The 22246-nt window shown below is 48.3% G+C and carries 20 protein-coding genes; 8 read left to right on the top strand and 12 right to left on the bottom strand.

Features of this window, described 5'->3' with window-relative positions:
• Positions 1-197 precede the first annotated feature (197 nt).
• The 4 genes from CLC93_RS05865 (at position 198) to CLC93_RS05885 (ending at position 2825) form a co-directional block, all read left to right on the top strand.
• Positions 198-569 (top strand): DUF4288 domain-containing protein, encoded by a 372-nt coding sequence (locus tag CLC93_RS05865; RefSeq protein WP_095505038.1) that lies wholly within the window; start codon positions 198-200, stop codon positions 567-569.
• 168 nt (positions 570-737) lie between these two features.
• Complete coding sequence (locus tag CLC93_RS05870) at positions 738-1118, top strand: VOC family protein (protein ID WP_095505039.1); 381 nt, start codon at positions 738-740, stop codon at positions 1116-1118.
• A gap of 712 nt (positions 1119-1830) precedes the next feature.
• Complete coding sequence (locus CLC93_RS05880; RefSeq protein ID WP_095505041.1) at positions 1831-2223, top strand: hypothetical protein; 393 nt, start codon at positions 1831-1833, stop codon at positions 2221-2223.
• 122 nt (positions 2224-2345) lie between these two features.
• Positions 2346-2825, top strand: coding sequence for a hypothetical protein (locus tag CLC93_RS05885; protein ID WP_095505042.1), 480 nt, complete (start codon positions 2346-2348; stop codon positions 2823-2825).
• Positions 2826-3152: 327 nt separating this feature from the next.
• Here the strand turns inward: CLC93_RS05885 and CLC93_RS05890 are convergent, their stop codons facing one another.
• Together CLC93_RS05890 and CLC93_RS05895 are read right to left on the bottom strand one after the other, a co-directional pair.
• A complete protein-coding gene (locus CLC93_RS05890) occupies positions 3153-4148 on the bottom strand; it encodes a hypothetical protein (protein ID WP_141237349.1) in 996 nt (331 codons plus the stop codon).
• Between the two features lie 466 nt (positions 4149-4614).
• Positions 4615-5085: a methyltransferase family protein gene (locus tag CLC93_RS05895; RefSeq protein ID WP_095505044.1), complete on the bottom strand. Its 471-nt coding sequence runs from the start codon at positions 5083-5085 to the stop codon at positions 4615-4617.
• Between the two features lie 90 nt (positions 5086-5175).
• On the opposite strand from CLC93_RS05895, the gene CLC93_RS05900 reads away from it, so the two are divergent.
• Positions 5176-5616 carry a MerR family transcriptional regulator gene (locus tag CLC93_RS05900; RefSeq protein ID WP_211286819.1) on the top strand — a complete coding sequence of 147 codons (441 nt, stop codon included), beginning with the start codon at positions 5176-5178 and terminating at the stop codon, positions 5614-5616.
• Between the two features lie 48 nt (positions 5617-5664).
• On the opposite strand, the gene CLC93_RS05905 is transcribed toward CLC93_RS05900, so the two are convergent.
• Genes CLC93_RS05905 through CLC93_RS05915 form a run of 3 tightly spaced genes read right to left on the bottom strand, consistent with a single transcriptional unit; the run spans position 5665 to position 11386 of the window.
• A complete protein-coding gene (locus CLC93_RS05905) occupies positions 5665-8841 on the bottom strand; it encodes an efflux RND transporter permease subunit (RefSeq protein ID WP_095505045.1) in 3177 nt (1058 codons plus the stop codon).
• 15 nt (positions 8842-8856) lie between these two features.
• Positions 8857-10128, bottom strand: a complete 1272-nt coding sequence (locus CLC93_RS05910) for an efflux RND transporter periplasmic adaptor subunit (RefSeq protein ID WP_095505046.1) — start codon at positions 10126-10128, stop codon at positions 8857-8859.
• A 16-nt stretch (positions 10129-10144) separates the two neighbouring features.
• Positions 10145-11386: a TolC family protein gene (locus CLC93_RS05915; protein ID WP_095505047.1), complete on the bottom strand. Its 1242-nt coding sequence runs from the start codon at positions 11384-11386 to the stop codon at positions 10145-10147.
• A gap of 1326 nt (positions 11387-12712) precedes the next feature.
• Here CLC93_RS05915 and CLC93_RS05925 point away from each other — a divergent pair.
• The 3 genes from CLC93_RS05925 to dmeF all read left to right on the top strand — a co-directional run bounded on the left by CLC93_RS05925 (position 12713) and on the right by dmeF (position 15745).
• Complete coding sequence (locus tag CLC93_RS05925; protein WP_141237350.1) at positions 12713-13333, top strand: CueP family metal-binding protein; 621 nt, start codon at positions 12713-12715, stop codon at positions 13331-13333.
• 141 nt (positions 13334-13474) lie between these two features.
• Positions 13475-14470 carry a DUF4382 domain-containing protein gene (locus CLC93_RS05930; protein ID WP_095505050.1) on the top strand — a complete coding sequence of 332 codons (996 nt, stop codon included), beginning with the start codon at positions 13475-13477 and terminating at the stop codon, positions 14468-14470.
• 285 nt (positions 14471-14755) lie between these two features.
• Positions 14756-15745, top strand: coding sequence for a CDF family Co(II)/Ni(II) efflux transporter DmeF (gene dmeF / locus CLC93_RS05935; RefSeq protein ID WP_095505051.1), 990 nt, complete (start codon positions 14756-14758; stop codon positions 15743-15745).
• A gap of 356 nt (positions 15746-16101) precedes the next feature.
• On the opposite strand, the gene hisIE is transcribed toward dmeF, so the two are convergent.
• Genes hisIE through hisD form a run of 7 tightly spaced genes read right to left on the bottom strand, consistent with a single transcriptional unit; the run spans position 16102 to position 22245 of the window.
• Complete coding sequence (hisIE, locus tag CLC93_RS05940; RefSeq protein ID WP_095505052.1) at positions 16102-16716, bottom strand: bifunctional phosphoribosyl-AMP cyclohydrolase/phosphoribosyl-ATP diphosphatase HisIE; 615 nt, start codon at positions 16714-16716, stop codon at positions 16102-16104.
• A complete protein-coding gene (hisF, locus tag CLC93_RS05945; RefSeq protein WP_095505053.1) occupies positions 16713-17486 on the bottom strand; it encodes an imidazole glycerol phosphate synthase subunit HisF in 774 nt (257 codons plus the stop codon). The genes hisIE and hisF overlap by 4 nt, the downstream gene beginning before the upstream one ends.
• Positions 17468-18205, bottom strand: a complete 738-nt coding sequence (gene hisA, locus CLC93_RS05950) for a 1-(5-phosphoribosyl)-5-[(5-phosphoribosylamino)methylideneamino]imidazole-4-carboxamide isomerase (protein ID WP_095505054.1) — start codon at positions 18203-18205, stop codon at positions 17468-17470. The genes hisF and hisA overlap by 19 nt, the downstream gene beginning before the upstream one ends.
• The gene (gene hisH / locus CLC93_RS05955) at positions 18202-18807 is read right to left on the bottom strand and encodes an imidazole glycerol phosphate synthase subunit HisH (protein WP_095505055.1); all 606 of its coding nucleotides are present in this window, start codon (positions 18805-18807) and stop codon (positions 18202-18204) included. The genes hisA and hisH overlap by 4 nt, the downstream gene beginning before the upstream one ends.
• Positions 18804-19883, bottom strand: a complete 1080-nt coding sequence (gene hisB, locus CLC93_RS05960; protein ID WP_095505056.1) for a bifunctional histidinol-phosphatase/imidazoleglycerol-phosphate dehydratase HisB — start codon at positions 19881-19883, stop codon at positions 18804-18806. The genes hisH and hisB overlap by 4 nt, the downstream gene beginning before the upstream one ends.
• Positions 19880-20944 carry a histidinol-phosphate transaminase gene (hisC, locus tag CLC93_RS05965; RefSeq protein ID WP_095505057.1) on the bottom strand — a complete coding sequence of 355 codons (1065 nt, stop codon included), beginning with the start codon at positions 20942-20944 and terminating at the stop codon, positions 19880-19882. The genes hisB and hisC overlap by 4 nt, the downstream gene beginning before the upstream one ends.
• On the bottom strand, positions 20941-22245 hold the full coding sequence (gene hisD, locus CLC93_RS05970; protein ID WP_095505058.1) for a histidinol dehydrogenase: 1305 nt from the start codon (positions 22243-22245) through the stop codon (positions 20941-20943). Before hisD ends, hisC begins: the two co-directional genes overlap by 4 nt.
• Position 22246: the final 1 nt, after the last annotated feature.

Below are 22246 nucleotides of genomic sequence, written 5' to 3' on the forward strand. Positions count from 1 at the left end.
ATTCTGCCAAACGACCGCTTTTGGCAGGTGGTTGTATGTCGTAGCCTGAGATCGCATGATGAGGCTTAGCTTGGCCCTTAGCTGCCGGTCATTTCTCAGTGTAGACTTGATAGGTTTGGTGATTGATATGGTCCCAATCGATTAAATTGGTTTTAATCACAGCTCACTTTTGTTTCTACAGACTTGGGAGAAGTGCAGTGTCTGATGGCAATCTATCACCTGTTGGATGGTATGTTGGTTCGTACTTGCTGAGGTTCATCGAGCTAGATAAATCTGGCAATTATGACGACGAGAACAAGTTCTTATCCTGGGAAAATACGGTATTAGTTCAGGCGAGTGATCCAGAAGATGCTTATGACAAACTGGAGCAGATAGCTTCGGAGCACACAGAACCATACAAAGGTGGTGCTGAAGGAGTTGCTGTTCAATGGGTCTTTGAAGGAGTAACTGAAATACTGCCTATTTATGAAGAGCTAGAACATGGAACAGAGATTATGTTTTCGGAATCTACTCGGAAGCTAAAAAACCTGAAAAAAATAGTGAAAACCAAAGGCGATTTCGCTCTTTAGTGGGCGGAGTTAGGTTTGGATTCGAGGCATAGCTTGGCCCTAAGCTGTCATTCGTATGCGTGCGAACATTATTGAGAGTTCGCGTTCTTGGAGGCTTGTTTATACCGCGATATTCAGAGTATTATCGAAAAAACAGTCTAAGTTCGCTGTTATGTGCTATGGAGTGGCATGAATCTCAATCAAGTAACACTACCAGTAAACAATATGCCAGAAGCTACAGAGTTTTATTTGAAACTTGGCTTCACTCAAATTGTTGATACTGAACATTACGCAAGATTTGAGTCTCCTGAAGGTGAATCGACTTTCTCATTATCTCTCGAAAATACGCAGTTTAATAATGGCACTGTCATTTACTTCGAAAGTAAAAACTTGGATGAATGGGTAAGTAATTTAAAACAAAAAGGGATTCAATTTATTCAAGAGCCTACAGATCAAAGGTACTTGTGGCGTGAAGCTATCATAGAGGACCCGTCTGGGAATAAAATTAAATTATATTGGGCTGGTGAAAACCGCCTCAATCCTCCATGGCGTGTGGAAATTCGCTCGTAACAAGCTTTTAGGAGATTGGTAATCCTTCCATTTTTAACCGAAGTTAAAAGTAGAGGTTAGGCCGCCTCCTGTTTGGCTTACTGTGAACGGCAACTAATGCCGATGATCGTATGTCATAGCTTGGGATGGCATGGTGAGGCATCGCCTGGCCCTAAGTGGCCTTCAGTGACTAACGGGGCTCTCCTGCGGTGTGTGTAAGGAAGGGACATACTAGGTTGATAAGTTTGAACAAACTAACAGTCCTCATGGGGTTTTATCTGCTTAGCCATGCAGTACCCATTATTATCTATGCGTTCGACGGATATTGGTTGGGCGTCATTGAAACGATATTCGATTTAGTCGGCATACCGGGGCGTGGGAACCCTATTGGGCCTGCGGGAATCACACTCTTTTTACTAATGGTTTTAGTGTTAGTTTCCGGCTTCATAGTGCTGAAGCAACTACAGAAGGGTTTGCCAAAGTGGTGCTCTAGAGTTCTGTATAGTGAGTATTTGTTGTTCTGTACCTTGTATCTAGTTTATATCTTCTAAGTGGATGTTCTACCCTAGTATCAGCGCCTATTGTTGGCAAACAGATGACAGAACGAGGCCTAAGGTGGCCCTTAGCTGCCGTTCGTTTTGTGTTGAAGATTATTCACAGGTATCGATAAATGATTCTCTGTCTGGGCTGATTCAAGCAGAATAACGAGGCTTGAAGAGAAGGAACTCTAACAATGATATGGAAATTGTTTTTCGTCGTTTACACTTTGTTTTACCTACTAGCTATCCCTTGGAAAATTAAGACCTACGAAAGCGGAAAAGTCCACGCAACCGGCAGGATCAAGCTAGAAGAAGCTGCAAGTATTTCGTTCCACGTCTTTGGTTGTCTGGCACTGTTTTCTCTTGCATTTGAGGTTACCGTCTTCGAGCCTTTAGTATGGACCGTTTGGTTATCTATAGGCATTGTATGGACATGCAGCCCACTGGTTTTGAAATCGCCAAAACTTGAGGTTTTGGAAGGAAAGATTCCTAACAAGGGGCACCTATTTGGCGTTTACCTAATCGGCTGCTTAATTGTTCTGCCTCTCTACTGGGCTGCCTATGCTTGTTCTAGTCTCGTCACCTGAGGTTTGAATTGGCCCTTGGCTGCCATTCACGTGTCGGTTTGTACAAGTCTTGTTTCGCCCGTCGTTCAAAGATTATTATCTAGAGTTCTGCACAAAGCCGCCGTTATTTGGCAAAGGAAGCTATGCGATTCATCCTCACAATTTCACTCTTTCTTATAGCTGGTTGTGTTGGCAGAGTTGATATCAGCCAGCAAAATCTGTCATCTGAGATTAGTGAAAAGTGTTACTCCGCCACGAAGGAAATGATTATTTACTCTGCAGATACGTTCCCAAACCCTACGTATGAGCTGATATCTCCTAAGTTAAATAAATTACCGTGGCGAACTTCTTTAGCTCCATGGAAAGTTAAATCCACGATTGCTAAAGGCGATGTAATTAGAATTACCAAGGTTTACGATCAATCCTATGGTACTGCGGGGAGTTGTTGGGAAGTATTTGCCACGCTGAAATCTAGTTCTGAAATAGAGTTTAGAATCCCCGCTTGTTGGGTAGATCATTCCGTAGACAATTGGGTAAGGCCCAAATATCCATGGAAACAAGAGAAAACCAACGAAAAATTGCGTATTGATACAGATTTATTGGAAGAGGTAACGTGCATATAACTAGTTACTTAAAAGGACTTTAAACGCTTGGCTTGTGCTCCTTAGTCGCTAATTTCAGCCAAGAAGTTTACACCAATTAGTAAGGCTTTAAGGACCGCTTCCGCTCGTTCATAGCATACACTAGCTTAAGATGGCATGATGAGGCTTAGCTTGGCCCTTAGCTGCCGTTTAGTGAAGATAAATGAGAGCGCGATAAGGTTAAGACAATAGCCATGTTGTTTTGCAGAACAGGATGTATCAATATTGCCCACTCCAACGATACTCAATATGAGCAGATAAAGGTCTACAATGAAAAACCCAATAGTGAGTTTAAGCGGTCTAGGAAGCCTAGGAGCTGCTATTGCTGTGGTCATAGTAGAATCCGCCATCAGCGTTGTGACACGCAGTACAGTTCGCATCCGTAAAGCCACTGTGGTCAACCGCAAGACCGTTATCTGGGTCTTGTAGACTGGTGTGGCAGGTCGCACAACCGTTAATGGTAGCGGTAAAGACCACATCGTCCATGTGACAGGTCGAGCAGCGTTTCATGTCCATGGAGTAGTTGCTCCATAGGGCCGAATGGCCTGAATATGCCATGCCATTGTCAGCATCGAACTTCTTACCGTGACCAAACATAGCCAAGGTATTGTTAGCCCAGCCGCCATTCTCTTTTTGGACATCGGTGTGACATACCGAACAGGCTTCTACAACAACCACGTTTTGGTCATTATCTAAACCGTGGTGATGTTGATGCCAGCCCCACGTCGAGTTGCCAGAGGCCGCATCAAACTCACCGTGACAGGCGACGCATTTAGCATCATCTGTGGTTTGAACTTTGGCTAGGTTGTCAGACTCGTTGAACATAATACGCTTGGTGCGCGGAATACCATCATTCGCGCTCTTCCAACCAGGGCGGACGTAGCCAATACCTGTTGAATCAGCACTAACGCCTTCCTGCGGCATAACTAGACTGTACACGCCGTCGCCGGTGTGCTCTAAGGTGCCCACAGAGGTATCTGAACCGACTTGGTAGGTCACGTCGATAGTATTGGCCAACATGCCGTTTTCATCGGTGACCGTAGACATCAATTGGACGCGATCTAAAGTTTCAATGTTTTCGCCATCTTGGTTTTGAAGCGCGAACGTAACGTTAACAGTGCCGTCGCCATAGGACCACTCGAGTACTTGAGCTTGAGCTGAGGAAATGACAAGAGGAGGTTTTGGTGCTTCAGGACCTTGCGGGCCTTGTGGACCTTGGGCGCCATCTTTACCATCACTACATGCGCCAAGCGCGAATACTGCGCTTAACATAGTAGCGAGGACTGTTTTTCTTTTTAAGGACATCTACTGCTCCTGCATATGAGTTTGTCGTTGTTTTTATTCGGGTCAATTCAATTTGACCTGGTCGGATTATAGGCAGGCAAAAGAGGTTGAAATATTGCGCTTAAGCAATATCTTTATCAGTAATTTGCGAGTGCGATCAAAGTTGAGCGGCAAGTCTAATTACCAGGAGCAGATGTTTAAAAAAACACGCTCAATGTCAACTGCTTGATTGTATTTTGCACATTTACATAACAGTAAAAGTGATGCATTAGTTAATGCATTGTGGGTCAACAATGAAGAGCGAAATGCCCCGTAGTCCGCCGCTTATGACGTGAGCTGACTGAGTTGTTTGTTTGCCCAATAGGCGCTAGCTTTGCAGTTCTTTACTCGAAACTTCTGTCGAGACAGATATGCAAGTAGATAAGATTTCAAATTTGTTCATAGCTAAGATTTGTGTGTCAACGAACTTAAGATGAGGCTTACTAACTCAAATCCATCTCCTTACATTTTTGGCGTATTCTAAGTAAGTCTTTCCAAACTTTCCTTTAAGTAGCCGTTCTTCTGCGCGAATTTGAAATCTAGCAATGTAGGCAACAAAAGCAAACACAAGTGCTAAAGAAATTATGCTGCCTAGATAGAGTCCCCAACCGAGTAGGCATAGGGCCATACCTAGATACATCGGATTACGTGTTAATCCATATATGTCTGTTGTAACTAAGCGGCTCGACGCGTTTGGCACACGAGGGTCAACCGTGGTTTGGTTACGTTTAAAAACTTGTAGCCCACGAAAGATAACAGCCAAACCGACTAAGCCAAAAGCCCAACTCGTCACATGCAAAACAGGTACATCAAACGACACTTGATTTGTCGCTATTGATGCCAGGTACATGAGAATTGCGCTCAAAAACATCACGATAATTGGCGGAACTTTGAGTTCCAGATTCAATGTATACGACATAGTTAAGCAATTCCCTAATCTTCTATCTTCGGTTGGCTTATACTAATACCTCTAGTAACTAGAGGTTCAAGTGCATTTTATTAAAATATAATGGAACGAAAAACAACCAACCTGATGTCGATTGGAAGTCTGTCTAAAGCAGCAAGCGTGAAAATACCAACGATTCGCTACTATGAACAGCAAGAGCTAATTATTGCGACGTGTCGTTCTGAAGGTAACCAACGCTTATACTCTGAAAAAGAGCTTCAACGCCTCAGATTCATAAAACATGCAAGGGACTTAGGATTTTCGCTAAATGATGTGCGAGAACTTATTTTACTTGAACAACAACCTAGTGGTTCGTGTGAGAGTGCGCATTTAATTGCCGCTCGTCATCTGCAATCCGTTTGTGTTCGTTTAGCTCAACTAGAACGACTTAAGCATGAACTCGAACGAATGGTGTCGCTGACAGAAAGCGCAGAGAATAAACGATGTTCCGTTATCAAAGCGCTTGCCGACCACTCGCAGTGTGAAGGCGAACACTGCGCCTAGCGTGAAAAGCGGCCTGCCGTATCGAGATTGGCACGGCAGGCCTCTAACTTACGAAACCTCTTGTAGTTTGCCTTTTGAGAACCATGAAAACAGAACTGGCAGCACAAAGAGTGTGAGCAACGTAGCGGTTATCAGCCCACCAACAATGACCGTAGCCAAAGGCTTTTGGATCTCCGCTCCAGCCCCACTAGAAAGCAGCATTGGAATGAGCCCCAAAGCGGAGGTTATGGCGGTCATTAAGACTGGGCGAAGTCGAGACAAAGCGCCATCAAAAACTGCATTTTCAAGCGAAAACCCGTCTTTTAGTCGTTGATTGATACTTTCAACCATTACAACACCGTTTAATACTGCTACCCCGAACAAGGTAATAAACCCAACGGAACTCGGCACAGATAAGTATTGGTCAGTTAGCCAAAGAGAGAAAACGCCGCCAACGACGGCTAGTGGCACGTTCACAAGAATCAACATAGCTTGCCCGGCCGATGAGAAGGTAAAGTACAACAGCAGTGTTATCAAACCAAGAGATAACGGCACCACGAGTGACAATCGCTGCTGCGCACGTTTCTGGTTCTCGTATTGCCCACCGATGTCAATAGAATATCCAGTGGGTAAATCAACCTGTGTTGCGATAACCTCCTGGATATCTTCCACCACGCTGCCCATGTCTCTGCCATACACGTTAGCTTGGATGACCACTCTACGCTGAACATCATCTCGGCGAACTTGTGGTGGCCCAGATTCTACTGTTACGTCAGCCACATCCCCAAGACGCACCCATGCACCAGAGGGTGAGAGTATACGAAGTTCGGCGATTTTCTCTCGGTCTTGGCGGAAAGGCTTTGCTAATCGAACGTATATATCATATCTCTCGTTACCATTGATAATTTGCCCAGCACTTGCCCCACCTAAGCCATCGCGGACTAACGACATTACGTCTTCAACATCTAAGCCGTATCTTGATAGAGCTCTGCGATTAGGTTTTACAACTAATTGTGATTCGCCAGCAATTTGCTCCATGGCAACATCGCGTGTTCCAGCTATTTCCTTAACGGCAGCTTCTATTTCTTGCCCTTTTTGGGCTAATACACCCAAATCCGGACCAAAAAGCTTGATCGCGAGTTGTGCTTTCACCCCAGAGAGTAACTCATCGACTCGAGTGGCGATTGGCTGTGAGAAATTGAATAGTAGTCCTGGGTGTTGCTCTAACTTGTGCTCCATGAGCTCTTGCAACGCAAAGCGGTTGTTTGCACTTGTCCATTCGTTAATAGGCTTGAGGCCAATATAAATTTCTATGTTGTTAACGGGCTCGGGATCGCCGCCTATTTCAGCTCGACCAATGCGAGACATAGCGTAAGTCACTTCTGGAAACTCCATTAGCATGGCTTCAAGTTTCGGGGCGACCTCTAGAGCAGTATCCAGGCTTGAAGATGGAGCTAATGTTACCCTTAGGTTGATGGTGCCTTCTTCTAGTTGTGGCACAAATTCAGTACCCAACCTTGGAATAACGGCCAACGCTGAGACAATCAGTAACAGCACAGAGCCAACTACAGCTCGTCGATGGCTCAAGGCCCAAGCAAGAACCACTCGATACACTTGCTCAAGCGGTCGAAGCACAATACTTTGACGCTCTTTGACGCCAAATTTGAACATGTATGTCGCGAGCGCTGGCACAATCACTAATGCAACTGCTAACGCTGCCAACATTGCTAGCATGATACTCACAGCCATGGGTTGAAACAGCTTGGCTTCTACACCCTCAAAGCTAAATAATGGCATGAACACCACTAAAATAATGGCGGTAGCAAAGAATATTGGCCGAGCGACCTCCCGACCCGCTGTCTTAAGCTTTTGAGCAATGCCAGCTTTTTTCGCTTCGCTGGGGCTGAGATTGCTTGGTAAACCACCCGATGTCTCGGCTTCCTTTTTGCTCAAATGCTTGAACATGTTTTCCACCATGACGACTGAACCATCAACCAGCATGCCGATAGCAACGGCGAGCCCTCCCAGGGACATCAGGTTGGCTGAGATTCCAAACCAAGCCATTATCATCAATGCTATGCCTATGGAAATAGGGATGGAAATAAGAACCAGCAACGTTGCTCGCAAATTCATCAGAAACAGCGCCAATATCACCACGATGAGACCGAAGGCTAGTAGCAGAGCATTGACCACAGTCTGCACGGCTTGTGATATCAGGTCTGCTTGATCATAAAACGCTTCAAAATGGACACCCTCTGGCAACGCTTGGTTGATTCGTTCAACTCGGTTGTTGATTCCATCAATTGTTGCTTTGGTGTTAGCCCCCATGCGCTTTAGAACGATCCCTGATACAACCTCTCCAAGGTGTTCCACATTACCTTCGTCGGTTCTACGACTCATAGTTACGGCACCTTGCCGGATTTCCCCTCCCAAGGATACTTTGGCAATATCGCCGACGGTAACGGTCACACCTTCGATGGTTTTAACCGGCACTTGCCTAAGTTGCTCAAGCCCCAATTCTCCAGCGGCGACCCAGCCTGTCCCTCTGATAACAAGCTGTTCTTGCCCGCGGTTCATGTACCAGCCACCAACATTGCTGTTGTTGCGTTGGAGCGCAGAGATAATGTCATTTTGCGAAAGCTCGTAGGCGAGGAGTAAGGCAGGGTTAAGGTTGACTTGGTACTGCTTGACTTCTCCGCCGAATGATAGGATTTCTGTAACACCTTCCGCTGGGACGAGTAGCAGTTTCACAACCCAGTCATTTAGGCTTCGTAACGCCATTGCATCAAAGCCTGAATCAGCATCGGCTACCAATAGATACTGATAAACCTGCCCTAAACCTGAAGTATTTGGTCCCATTTCAGGAGTTCCTACCCCTTCAGGAATCAATTCTTTCGCAGCTTGCAGCCTTTCAAACACGAGCTGGCGAGCAAAGTAAATATCGGTGCCCTCTTCAAATACGACGGTAATCCCCGACAACCCAGTTTTTGAGATGGATCGTACCTCTTTAACATCGGGTAGCGCATACATCACCGCTTCAATAGGGTAAGTAATGAGCTGCTCGACTTCTTCAGCGGCTAGGCCTGGAGCTTCGGTATTAATAGACACTTGGACGTTGGTGACGTCTGGGAAAGCGTCTAAATTCAGCTTAGGGATTAAAAAGGCCGAGCTAACGACAAGCACAGCCAGAGCGATTATGACCAGCAACCTGTTGGCCACCGCCCAATCAACAATTCGATTAAACATTGGAACTCCGATCGCTTAGTGGTTGTGAGGGTCAAAACCGCCTTTGGCGATTTGTGAAGCAACGAAAAATGCACCTTCTGTGACGACTCTTGTACCCGGCTCAATTCCAATAATCTCACGCACATCGCCGTAGGATTGTCCCAATTCGACCTCTATTGGGTTGAACTCTCCCGGATGGTCTTCGACAAATACGGTCCAGTCGCCATGCTCATCACGGATCAATGCCGATTCTGGTACAGCAATTACCGAATGTTCTGACTTAACATTGAAAAACACTTCAGCAAATTGCCCAGGATGAAGTTGATGTGAAACGTTATCGACTAGCAGCCGTACAAGACGGGTTCGCGTGACGGGGTCGATGGTGTGAGCTTCTTGAGAAATTACAGCATCTAACCGAATGTCAGCACTTCGGACTTCCGCTTTTTCGCCAGCTTTTAAAGACAGGCGTAGGTTTGGCGGTAAATGAGCTTCTACCCAAAGTTTCTTTTCGTCGGCAATGAGAATCAAGGAATCGCCAGCTTCAATGCGTTGACCTTGCTCGAATTCATCTGCAAGCACGGAGCCATCGATTTCAGCGCGAAGAGTATACTCTCCTAAGGACGCTGTGCTCTGAGATTTAAGATTCTCGAAGTCATCTTCCGTTAGCCCAATTGCCAACAATGTTGCTTCAATTGCCTCTAGATTCGATTTTGCCTCAACATATCGCTGAGCGCCGACAGTTTTTTGCCCCAACGATTTAACCCGTTTCCAATCAGGCCATAACTTTCGGAATTCGGCTTGGGCATTTGCAACGCTCTCACTGAAAAGCGTCACAAGGGCTTGGCCTTTTTTGACGTGCTCTCCTAGGCCGATGTGGCGTTTTAGCACAACAGAGGGAACTCTGGGAGATACTCTATAGCTTGCATATCCGTTTGTAAGAATTTCCCCAGGGGCATAAAGCTGATAATCGATTTCTTGAAGTGAAAGAGTTTCGACAACAATGTCAGCCTGCGTCATTTGGTTTGGCGCCAGGGTTACAGCGCCATCGTGCCCATGCTCATCGCGTTCAATATGGGGCTCCACTTCGCCGCTAGTAGTCGGAGTGTCGTGCTTATGCCCGCTATGGGCATGTTCCTTTTCTCCTTCATTGTTTTGTTCGTGAGTCTCACTATGATGCTCGTGAGCCTCGCTGTGATGTTCGTGATTGCTGGCTTTAGGAGACGTGTGACTGTGTAGTCTTTCCGATGCTATTCCAGCCGGCGAGTTCAGCAGTCCAGCAATCAAAAAGGCGATAAATTTCTTGTTCATTGATTTGGTCCTAGGCTTAGTTTTTGGGCTGAATGATGGTGCTCAGCAAACCTGATTGATAAAGTGCTTGTGTTAGCGCAAGCTGTGCCTGTTTCTCTAGCTCTATACCCGCTAGGAGACTCTCAGTGCGTTGATTCAGCGCCAATAAATAATCAGAAGTAGAGATGTCTCCACTTTGCCACTGGCGTTTCAATAACTGTTCGCTATTTTCGGCTCTATCTGCTGACAGTGCTTTCCACGAGTTAAGGTGGTGCTGATAACGTTGCCAAGTCCCTCGTGCAACCTGCCAATCAACCCGCTGCTTTCGAAAAGTCGCTATCCAGTTAGCCTCTGCTTCGAGCTCCATACTCTTCGCTGCTCGATTTTCCGCACTGAAGTTATTTCTGACGTGAAGAGGAACGGAAACCGACAGACCGACTAGATTTGCTCCTCCATCTCGACCTGCATTAATCCCAATCGTTGGATCTGGCTTTGACGCTCTACGGGCTGATTCGGTATTTTCTTTCATTGAATGCCAGATAGCTTCTGAGCTAGCTACCAAGGGATGTTGCCTTAGTTTTTCATCGCTAGCCGCTGGAATCGCGGAGGGCCAAAATGTCTCGGGCAAGCCGCCTTTCGAGCGTGTCCAGTGGGGAAGCAACTCTAGAAGGCGAGTCTCGGCTCGCATAAGACTGGATTCGATTTCAGCGACTTGGGCGATTTGCTGTGATAGCGACAAAAAGGTTAGTTCAGCATCTACAGCGCTGAGATCACCGGACTTTTGCCTTGCGTCAACCAAATCCAGCATGGAGTTAAGTTGCTGCCGCTGAGATTGGGCGATGCTGGCTGCCTGGTCGGCGGTTTGCCATTCTATCAAAGCTGTAAGGACTTCCTCGCTCTTATTAAGCACTTCCTGCTTAAACATGTTCATGGCTGCAGTTTTTAGGTGAGCAGCTTGATTGGCGTTAACAGCTCTCCGGTTCCACAGATCGATGGTTTGCTCTACCCCAACCGCATAGTTGTTTTCATCACCTTTTCGATCGGCTTCAAGAGATAGTTCTGGGTTGTAGATAGGTTGACTAATAGCTTCCGCATTAGCATTAGAACCGTGCCAACGCTCTTTCGCAGCCAGCACGTCTGGATGTTGATTAATTTGGATGGCTAGCCAGTCGCTCCAATCATCAGCTAGCACCTGTGGGCTGAGCGCGAAAGAGCAGAGAAAGCCAAGTGAAAAAAATCGCACTGCTTTGGGCAGGCATTTAAAATTTATGTTCGTCATTGTTTTGACCAAGCATTGAAAATCATTGACTCGCAGCGGCTATTCAGCACTGCGGGCTTAAATAAAAATGAAGAGGCTTGCTACGCTATTGGAGGGCGAAATAACGAAATAGGTTGGTAATTAATGTGGCTAGATGAAAAGCCTGTCGGTGTTTCTGATGTCGACAAATTTGAAGGTGTTAGAGTAGCGACGATAGCGGCAGAGGTATGGCCATGACAATGCCCACACTCATGACAATCATCCGCCGGATGCTCAAGGTTTGTATCCTTGATACCTGACTCTGTATTCCTCGTGGAACCAGCAGACTCGGCGCCTTCTACATGGCTATGGCTTGATAGATAGTGCTCAGTATCTGACTGATGAGGCTCGTAAGAAAGTGCAACAGCAAAGCCTGACTGTAGAACAACCAGTAATGCTAATATCGTTACAAAATACTTACGAAACAACAAACGACAATCCGTTGGGCTATCTGAGAAGAATCGAAAATATACCAAAGACAAATATTAAATCAACTTTGCCTTATGTTATTCGTGATCTAACAGCGCTACGCGTTCAATAGGCCTTAGGTTGACTCAACCGTATTCGTACTCGTCAAAGAAACGAGCGCTGTATTGTTGCTAACCAATCCTCAGCTAGGAGTCATAAACAAACTCAATTGCACACAACCATGTGACGTAGCGCAAGCCAATTAGACAAGTTAGATGTTGTTCTAATTTTGAGCCTGAAAATCCTTAACTAGGTAGCTATTTGCTTGAGTTTGCTGATAGGTTGCAAGCACTAAAAAAATATCCATATCGCCATGCGCTTATTCCTTGCAATATCAATGATGCTTATTTTGTTGTTGCCGAGCTCGGATAGCCTAGGTATGCAAGTTCATTCCAGTCCGAAAGATGCTACCAGCGGCATTCATACGATGGATGATGCGGCTGGTTGCAAACATCACGCCTCTTCGGAAAACGAACATATCAACGAGCAGGATGACCATTGCTGCTCTCACCACTCCGATTCAACAACCCACGCGGCAGAGACCCACAGACCCTGTTGTGATTCATGCGACAACTGTGAACACTGCGATTTTCACTTTAATTCAGCGGTCATTGTTCGCGCCGACATCACGCCAGCGTCCAACTACAAAAACAATTTTACGTGTAGCGGTAACCAGCGCTGTAGCTCTTTGTTATGGGCGCCACTAATTCCTCCTCCAATTCACTTTCAATAATCCAATTTAAGCCGAGCCAGACACTCGCACTGATGCACTTAAGTATCTCTTTTTATAGAAAGTTTTATTGTTGAATGCTGACAATGGTTCAGCAGAGGAAGTTTATTATGTTTCGCAAGTCTTTAATTAAATCCGTTCTAACCTCTTTGTTATTGGTTTTACCTGCCTCAAATGTCGCCGCTAGCCAGAGCGAGCTTAAGAGTTTTGCTGAGCTTGATCATCAGGCAGCGGTTAAGCAAGCGCACCAATGGTATAAAAACGATCAAGGGATCGTGGTAAAAGTCATGCCCAACGAAGTGGTTGCAACCCAAACTAGCAGCAAGCAAAGCGCCTCTGTGGCGATCCCCAAGGACCAGTTCTATCTGTCCATCGCCCCATGGATCAACTACACCCACCCTTGCACCTATCACGTACCCACAGGTTGTACCGGCGAGCTGATTCAGCAAAAGATGCACATGAGCGCAGTTGATATGGAAAGCGGCGAAGAAATACTGAACCAAATGATTACCACCCAACACGATGGATTCATTGATTTTTGGGTGCCACGCAATCGCCGCCTTGAATTCACCTTCCACCACGGAGACGCCAACGGCGTTTATCGAGAGGCTAAAGAGGTACTGTCTACCTTTGGCGACGCTCGAACTTGCATCACTACGATGCAACTCAAATCCATGAAAACCGGTCACTCCAAGACTTCAAAGCACTCGGGTCATAAAGGCCACCACTAGGCTCGCTAGCCCTTGGCGTTGCATAACGCAACTTTTGCTACGCCGAGCTTACAAACTGTAAACAAACTGATCTAGCGCAATATTAGCGTCAGCTAAAGGCGTAAAATAACCCCTCTCGATGGGGTTCTTAGGAGAATTATCGTGAAGAAGTTATTGGTAAGTGTGGCAGTTCTTAGCCTGCTACAAGGTTGTGGCTCAGAGAGCTCCAACAATGAATTACCCGAGATATCAAAGGGCACTCTGTCCATAGGCATCTCAGATAGCCCAATGCACTCAATGCAAAAAGTTCAGTTGGAGTTTTATCGATTCCATTATACGGATGCTAACGGCATTGAACACCAACACCAAATGTCCGACGTGCAGATGAACTTGATGGATTATCGCGGTATGGATCGGCACATGGTGATTGACCAGCTGAATTTACCTGCAGGTCAATACCACAACGGCTATTTTGAAATGGTAGAAGGCGATGGCAACCAAGGCTGCTATGTGGACAATGGCACGGGTCGGCACGGACTACACCTAGAAAATGGCCGTATACACCTTGGCGATTTCGAAGTGAAAGCCGGCGGCCATCAGCGCATGACCATCGAAATGGATTTATACCGTGGACTGCACGGTAGCGATCAACATCACCAGGGCTATCATTTCCATCAAGACGCCTCCTACAGCGTTGCCGATAATCACATGGGCCACCTGATCGGCGAAGTTGACCCTCAGTGGGTTGAAGATTGCGAAACCAAGAATGCGGCTAATGGGGCTGTCGATGGCAACTTCGGCCACATGGCCTACCTCTATCCGGCAGAAGTGAACACCATTGAAGCCATGGCAGACATCAGTGGCAAGCGAGATGATGGCCGCATTGCACCGATTGCCACCGCACCTTTGTTTCAAGACCACAATGACGACTGGCACTTCCACATGGGATTCTTGCCCAAAGGCGAGTACCGAGTTGGTTACACTTGCTTAGCCCACTTAGACGACGCCAGTGTCGATGATATTGCAACCGGTCGATTTGAGATGGAGCAAGATGCTGGCTCGGTGGTGGTTAATACCGGCGAAAACGGCGGCCATCAAAATGTAATGACCTGTGGCAATGGACACCGAGGCGGTGGCCATGGGGGACATGGGGGGTAAATAACCTTGCATTGGGGCAGGCTTTAGCTTGCCTCTTCTCTTTTGGAAGCCAGTTTATACCTATTCACTCTGGAATTGTGTCTAGCAGGTAACAGCAAAAGAGTTGTTCAGTGGTAAAGGACAACGTTACGGTGCCAAATCGCTCCCAACTTCAAGTCTAGGCGGAATCTACCGATCGCCGCCTTATTAGCTTTAGATACAATATTTAAGGCATATCCAGTCATACAGCCGCAGCAGGAGTAGCTAGGTTTTAGTTTTAGCCGCCACGAGATGTGACTTCACTCAATGTTCTTGAGTTTCTGTAGCGATACAATCGCTAAAACATTAATCACACTCATTATCAATCCCATGCAAGAACGCTCCCTAGAAAACTGGCAACACTCCCATCAATTTGGATTGGCTCAAAAGAAAAATGAACGTCGTACTTTGTATGCTGTAATTATTACAGCCGCAATGATGTTCGTCGAAATTGTCGCTGGGTATGTTACCGGCTCTATGGCTCTACTAGCAGACGGATGGCATATGGCCACACACGTAGCTGCATTTGGCCTAACCCTATTTGCATACAGGTATGCAAGAAGAGCGGCTAAAAATCCGCTCTATAGTTTTGGCTCGGGTAAAGTCAATATACTCGCGGGCTTCACAAGTGCGGTGGCTTTGATATTAGTCGCACTGATGATGGCCATAGAATCTGTTTGGCGCTTGATTGAACCGGTAGCTATTGATTATCAGAACGCCCTGTTCGTAGCTGTCATAGGTTTAATCGTCAACTTGGTGTGCGCTTACTTGCTTCATCAGGACGATGACCATCACCACGGTCATCACCATCATGGTCATAGTAGTGACGAACACCACCATGACCACAATTTATATGCGGCTTATTTGCACGTTATCGCGGATGCATTGACTTCTCTAACCGCTATTCTCGCTTTGTTAGCCGCCCGTTACTTCGACATGCCAGGGTTAGATCCGATTATGGGAGTCGTGGGCGCTATTATCATTACTCGATGGGGATGGGGACTGATCAAAGACACATATCCAACCTTGCTTGATAGATGTCCGAGTAGCGAACTTTCTTCAGAAGTGAAATCACTAATAGAGCAAGATAGCGACAACCAAGTTGTGGATCTGCATATTTGGAAGCTTTCAGGGCATCATAGTGCGGCAATTATCAGTGTGGTAACACAGCAACCAAAGCAGCCTGAATACTACAAAGCGTTGCTTAACGATGTTTGTCAATTAGCTCATATTACTGTTGAAGTGCATCAAGTTTAAGTGCTTTTCAATTGAGAGGCGGTCGTTAGAAATCTGTGGGATTTCTGGTAGCCTGAATGTCCGCTTCTGGCCGTTTGGCGCTGTTCGCCGCTGGCTAGATTACCGCCTTCGCGGCAATGACGGGCGCGGGTGTTGGCCGTTTGCTGCAATTCGCATTTGGCTAGATTACCGCTTCCGCGGCAATGACGAGCGTGGTGTTGGCAGTTTGGCGCTACTTGCGGTTAGCTAGATTCCCGCTTTTGCGAGAATGACGAGCATGGGGTTTAGCGTATAGCCGTAGTTTGCTCCCTAATAAAGGAAGAGGGAACTGACTAGCGCCAATTCCCTCTCAACTAAGTGCGCAATTGAAAGCGAAATCAGTCTTTCGGCTGGTGGCGCTGGTGCAAATTCTCTAACACAGTTTCCAAGCTGACATCCTGGGAGCGCAAACACACCAACAAGTGATACAGAAGATCCGCACTCTCATCGATCAGGTTTTGCTTATCGCCCGTAGCAGCGGCAAGGGCGACTTCCACACCTTCTTCACCGACTTTTTGTGCGATGCGGCGATCGCCCTTGGCAAAAAGTGATGCGGTGTAGCTAGACTCTGGCGCATCGCTTTGGCGTTGAGTGATCACCCCTTCGAGCTGACCTAAAAAGCCCTGCGCCTTGTTGGCGTCAAAGCAAGACTCAGCGCCTAAGTGACAAGTAGGCCCTTGTGGTCTTGCTTGAATCAGCAGGGTGTCTTGATCGCAATCCAGTACTATGTGGTCTAGGTTGAGAAAGTGGCCCGAGCTTTCGCCTTTGGTCCACAAGCGCTGCTTGGTACGACTGAAAAAGGTGACCTTGCTGGTATCCAGGGTTTTAGTCAGTGCTTCGTCATTCATGTAACCCAGCATCAGCACACGGCCAGTAAGGTAATGTTGAACGATCACCGGAATCATACCGTCGACTTTTTTCCAATTAATGTCTTGCTGCCAGTCCTTGCTCATACTGGGCGAACTCCTATGCCATTGTCGGCCAATGTTTGTTTTAACTCGGACATATCGATGATGCCCTTGTGGAATACGGATGCGGCCAATGCGGCGTCGACTTTGGCCTGCTGAAATACTTCAACGAAGTGTTCAATCGTACCCGCACCACCAGAGGCTATCAGAGGCACATCGCACACTTGGCGTACTTTGGAGAGCTGCGCTAAGTCGTAGCCTTGGCGTACGCCATCTTGGTTCATGGTGTTAAGCACTATCTCGCCGGCGCCCAATTGCTGAACTTTCTCAACCCAATCCAATGTACGCCATTGAGTATCTTGGGTTTTGGATTCATCGCCAGTGTATTGCTTGACGCGATATTCGCCGTCTTCGCCTTGGTAGCTGTCGATGCCGACCACCACACACTGGCGACCAAATTCGTCGTGTAGGCGTTCAATCAAACTAGGATCCGCCAGAGCAGGGGAGTTCACCGAGATTTTATCAGCGCCATAGGCCAGAATTTGGCGGGCGCTGTCTAGCGAGTTAATTCCGCCAGCCACGCTAAATGGAATGTTAATCTTCTCAGCCACGCGGGCCACCCAGGACTTGTCGACAATACGACCGTCGCTTGAGGCGGTAATGTCGTAAAACACCAACTCATCAGCGCCAATCTCCGCATAACGGGCGGCCAGTGGGACGATATCGCCAATGATTTCGTGGTTGCGAAAACGCACGCCTTTGACCACTTGGCCATCGCGTACATCGAGGCAGGGGACTATGCGTTTGGCCAGCATTCGATTGCCTCCGCTAAGCTAAATTGGTTAATCAGCAGCGCTTTGCCAACGATAATTGACGATGCACCTGAGTCCTTAACCGCTTTGATGTCATCGAGCTCGGCGATACCGCCTGAAGCTTGCCAATCGATTTGCGGATACTGTTGCGCAAGCGATTGATACAGCTCGGTGTTGGCGCCTTTCAGCGTGCCGTCGCGGCTGATGTCGGTGACTAGAACGTGCTTAAGGCCTAGTGGCAGATAGTCATCCATTACCGATTCTAGAGTTTTGCCTGAGCCTTGTTGCCAGCCAGATACCGCCACTTCGCGATTGCCTTGCTCGTCGATGTTTACATCCAGTGCCAAGCAGATTTTCTCAGGCCCGTAGTGCTTAAACCAGTCTTGCACGACCTCAGGTTGACGCACGGCCAGCGAGCCCACCACGGCGCGAGACACGCCTATATCGAACAGCTGTTGTAAGTCTTGTTCGCTGCGAATACCGCCGCCCACTTGGACCTTGGCATCAACCGCTTCGAGCATCTTGGCAATCAGCGCGTTTTGGCGACGCTTAGGATCTTTGGCACCGTCCAAATCGACGATGTGCAACCAGGCGGCACCGGCTTTATCGTAGTCGGCTAAGCGGGCCACAGGATCTGAGCTAAATTCGGTTTTTTGCTGATAGTCGCCCTGGTACAAACGCACCACGTTGCCATCGATTAAATCTAATGCGGCGATGATCATGACAGCTCTCCTAGCTCATCGATTCGAATAAAATTCTTAAGCATTTGCGCGCCCACCTCAGCGCTGCGCTCTGGGTGGAATTGCAGACCAATGTAGTTGTCTTTGGCAATTGCGGCGCTAAAGTTCAGGCCGTAATCGCTTTGAGCCACTGTGTTCTCGCCTACTGGAGCGATAAAGCCGTGGACAAAGTACACGTAGGCGCCATCGGCTACATCGGTAAAAATCGGGTGCTGCATTTCACTCAGGCGGTTCCATCCCATGTGAGGGAGGGGCAGCCCGCTAGGCGCAAATGGCTCGATGCGAGTTGGAATCACTCCTAAGCAATCCACATTGCTCTCTTCGCTGTAATCCGACATTAGCTGCATGCCTAGACAAATGCCCAGCGTAGGCTGTGTTAGGTTTTGCAGGCATTCTTCAAGCTCGCGTGCTTGGATTTGGCTCATGGCCGCCTTGGCCGAACCAACGCCGGGGAGAACAACGCGCTTGGCCCGGTTGATGACCTCAGGATCTCGACTCAGCACTACCTGCTGGTCGAGTCGCTCAAAGGCGTAGCGAACCGAGGCCAAATTGGCGCAGCCGGTATCGACAATCAAAATGCTCATAACACTCCCTTGCTCGATGGCAACTGGTTGCCTTCGCGGGTTTTGGCCTGACGCAGAGCGCGACCAAAGACTTTAAACAGGCTTTCCACCTTGTGGTGTTCGTTATCGCCATCGCTGCTTAAGTGCAGGGTGGCGCGAAGCCCATCGGAGAGCGAGCGGAAAAAGTGAGGCACCATTTCGGTGGCCATGCCGCCAACCATTTCGCGCTCAAACTCACAGTTAAATTTCAAATAAGGTCGGCCAGATAGATCCAGCAAACATTCACCGCGGGCTTCGTCCATAGGTAGGCTAAAGCCAAAGCGCTGAATACCGCGCTTTTCACCCAAAGCTTGGCGAATGGCATCGCCTATCGCTAGTGCGGCATCTTCCACACTGTGGTGATCGTCCACGTGCAAGTCGCCGGTCATGCTTAGGCTTAGCGACAGATTACCGTGGGTGGCAATTTGCTCGAGCATGTGGTCAAAAAAGCCGATGCCAGTATTAGCGCGGCACTGAGCTGGCGCATCTAAATCGATTTCAACGCTGATTTGGGTTTCACGGGTATCTCGTTGTACTTTGGCTTGGCGTGGCTTGTCGAGTAGGCGGCGAGCGATACCGTTCCAGTCATAGCTTTGCTCATCGGCTTCGCGTTGATACTTAAGCCCGACAATTCCCATGGCCTGCGCCATTTGCATATCGGTTTCGCGATCGCCAATGAAAGCAGACTGTTCAAAGTCGATTTTGCCGCTTTGCAGCCAGTGTTGAACCAAGCCCAGTTTTGGTTTGCGACAGCTGCAGTTGTCCTCGTCGAAGTGAGGGCAAATCAGCTCTTCGATAAAGTGCACCCCTTGGCTGGCAAACAGCTGACGCATGGCCTGATGTGGAATATCAAAGTCCACTTGTGGGTAGGACTGAGTGCCTAGGCCGTCTTGGTTGGACACTAGCACTAATTGATAGCCTTGCTCGATGAACTTGAGTAGTACAGGGATCACCTGCGGCTCGAACACCAACTTGTCCAAACGGTCGACTTGTTTGTCGATGGCTGGCTCTTCGATAAGGGTGCCGTCGCGGTCGATAAAGAGTAGCTTTTGTTTCATGCTTGCTGTCCTACTTCTTGTAAGGCTTCTAGTAGCTGTTGGGTTTGTTGAGCGTCACCTATGCTAAAGCGCAGGCAGCTGGATAATCTGGGGTGCGAATAGGCGCGAATGACTATGCCACGCTCGGCTAAGGCCGCTTGTACTGCAGGGGCATTAGTAAACTCTGCCAGAACAAAATTACCCGCGGCCGAGTAGGGCACAGCACCACAGCCTTTTAGCCCATTAATGAGTTTGGTTCTAAGCGCGTTGAGCTGTCCGACTTGCGCCTGCATTTGCGCAATACCGTCGGTAGACAAGGCCTGCTCGGCCAGGTTGCTACACGGAGTTGGAATTGGGTATGGCGCGATTACGCGATTAAGCACATCAATTACTTGGGCACAGGCTAGGGTGAAACCAATACGGGCACCGGCCAGCGCAAAGGCTTTGCTGAGCGTGCGCAGTACCACCAAGTTGCTGTTATCGCTAATTTCATCGGCCACGCTGGCTTGCGGGCAAAACTCAATGTAGGCCTCATCCACCACTAACAAACTATTGGGTAGCGCTTTGGCCAGCGCGAGTAATTGCGCTTTGGGGACCAGATTTCCGGTTGGGTTGTTGGGGTTGCACACGAACACCAGTTTTGGCTGTTTGACCTGCTCAGCCAAATCTTGCGGCAAGGAGTAATCGTCGTTGAGTTCTAATACTTGCGATGCCACGCCACAGGTCTCAGCGCTGATGGCGTACATGCCATAAGTGGGCCCAGCAAAGGCGATGCTATCTTTGCCAGGCACACAAAAGGCGCGAATTAACAGCTCAATACCCTCATCAGCGCCACGAGTGACCAAGCATTGATCTTGGCGAACACCTGCATAGCGAGCGTAGCGGCGAATCACTTTTGGCGGCTGTGCTTCTGGGTAGCGATTCTCTTCGGTTTTGTAGTTGGCGTACGGGGATTCGTTGGCGTTAAGCCAAATCTCACCACTGCCACCGATGCGACGCGCTGACTGGTACGGCACTAATTCGCTCAACTCAGGACGAGCTAAGGCTAATGCCCAGTTATCACTTGAAGCTGTTTGGCTCATAACTGGCTCTCCACCGTTTGCTGAAGACTGGCCAAGCGAATGGCCACCGCGTTCTTGTGCGCATCAAGCCCTTCGGCATCGGCCAAGGTCATGACACACTCGCCAAGATTCTGCAGCCCTTGGGCACTTAAGCTTTGTACGGTGAAACGACGCTGAAAGTCTGCCAGGCTCAAACTGGAAACGGTTTTACTAAAGCCATAGGTCGGTAAAACGTGGTTGGTGCCACTGGCGTAATCGCCCACCGACTCTGGGGTGTATGGCCCGACAAACACAGAGCCGGCCGCGCGAACTTGCGCTAATACGCTTTGGTCTAACTGAGTTTGAATGATTAAGTGCTCGGGCGCGTAGGCATTGGATACTTGCACCGCTTGGGCTAAATCATCAACCAAAATAGAGCGGCTTTGAGCCAGAGCCTGCTCGGCAATGGCCTTGCGCGGCAGTTGTGACAACTGACTGGCAATCTCGACTTGTGCTGAGTCTATAAGTGTTTGACTATCGCTGACCAAAATCACTTGCGAGTCTTCACCGTGTTCGGCTTGCGAGAGCAGGTCAGAGGCGACAAACGCAGGATTAGCACTGGCATCTGCAATCACTAGCACTTCAGAAGGGCCTGCAGGCATATCAATCGCAGCCCCTGCCGCATCTTGGCTCACTTGACGCTTAGCCTCAGTCACAAAGCGATTGCCGGGTCCAAAGATCTTATCCACTTTGGCCACAGATTCGGTACCGTAGGCCAGGGCTGCCACCGCCTGAGCACCGCCGGCGGCAATTACTTGAGTGACACCACAGGCTTTAGCCGCGTATAAAATCGCTGGGTCAATTGGGGCAGGGGTGGTCAACACCACTTGGCGACACTGGGCAATCTGGGCTGGTACCGCCAGCATCAACACAGTGCTAATCAGTGGTGCGCTGCCACCTGGCACGTACAAGCCCACTTTATCAATGGCTTCAACGCGCAGTTCGCAACGAACACCCGGTTGGGTTTCTAGCGCCATCGGCGAGAGGCGCTGGGCCGCGTGAAAGCTGCGAATGTTGGCAATGGCTTGCTCGATAGCGGCTTTAAGCGCTGAAGGAATTTGCTCGGCCGCTGCCCAGTCGTCTTCACTTGGGGTTAGCGCCGACAATTCAGCACTGTCAAACTGACGCCCAAGTTCTAGTAAAGCCGCATCGCCTTGTTCGCGAACCTTGGCGATAATTCCTGCTACCACATCCGCCAAGCCTTCGGCGCTAACCATAGGGTTACGGGCTAGCGCTTGTTGTTGCTCAGCTGGGCTGAGCTTTGCCCAATTGACCTGCTGCATA

This window comes from Paraferrimonas sedimenticola (assembly GCF_002282855.1).
In the GTDB taxonomy this organism is placed as follows: Bacteria; Pseudomonadota; Gammaproteobacteria; order Enterobacterales; family Shewanellaceae; genus Paraferrimonas; species Paraferrimonas sedimenticola.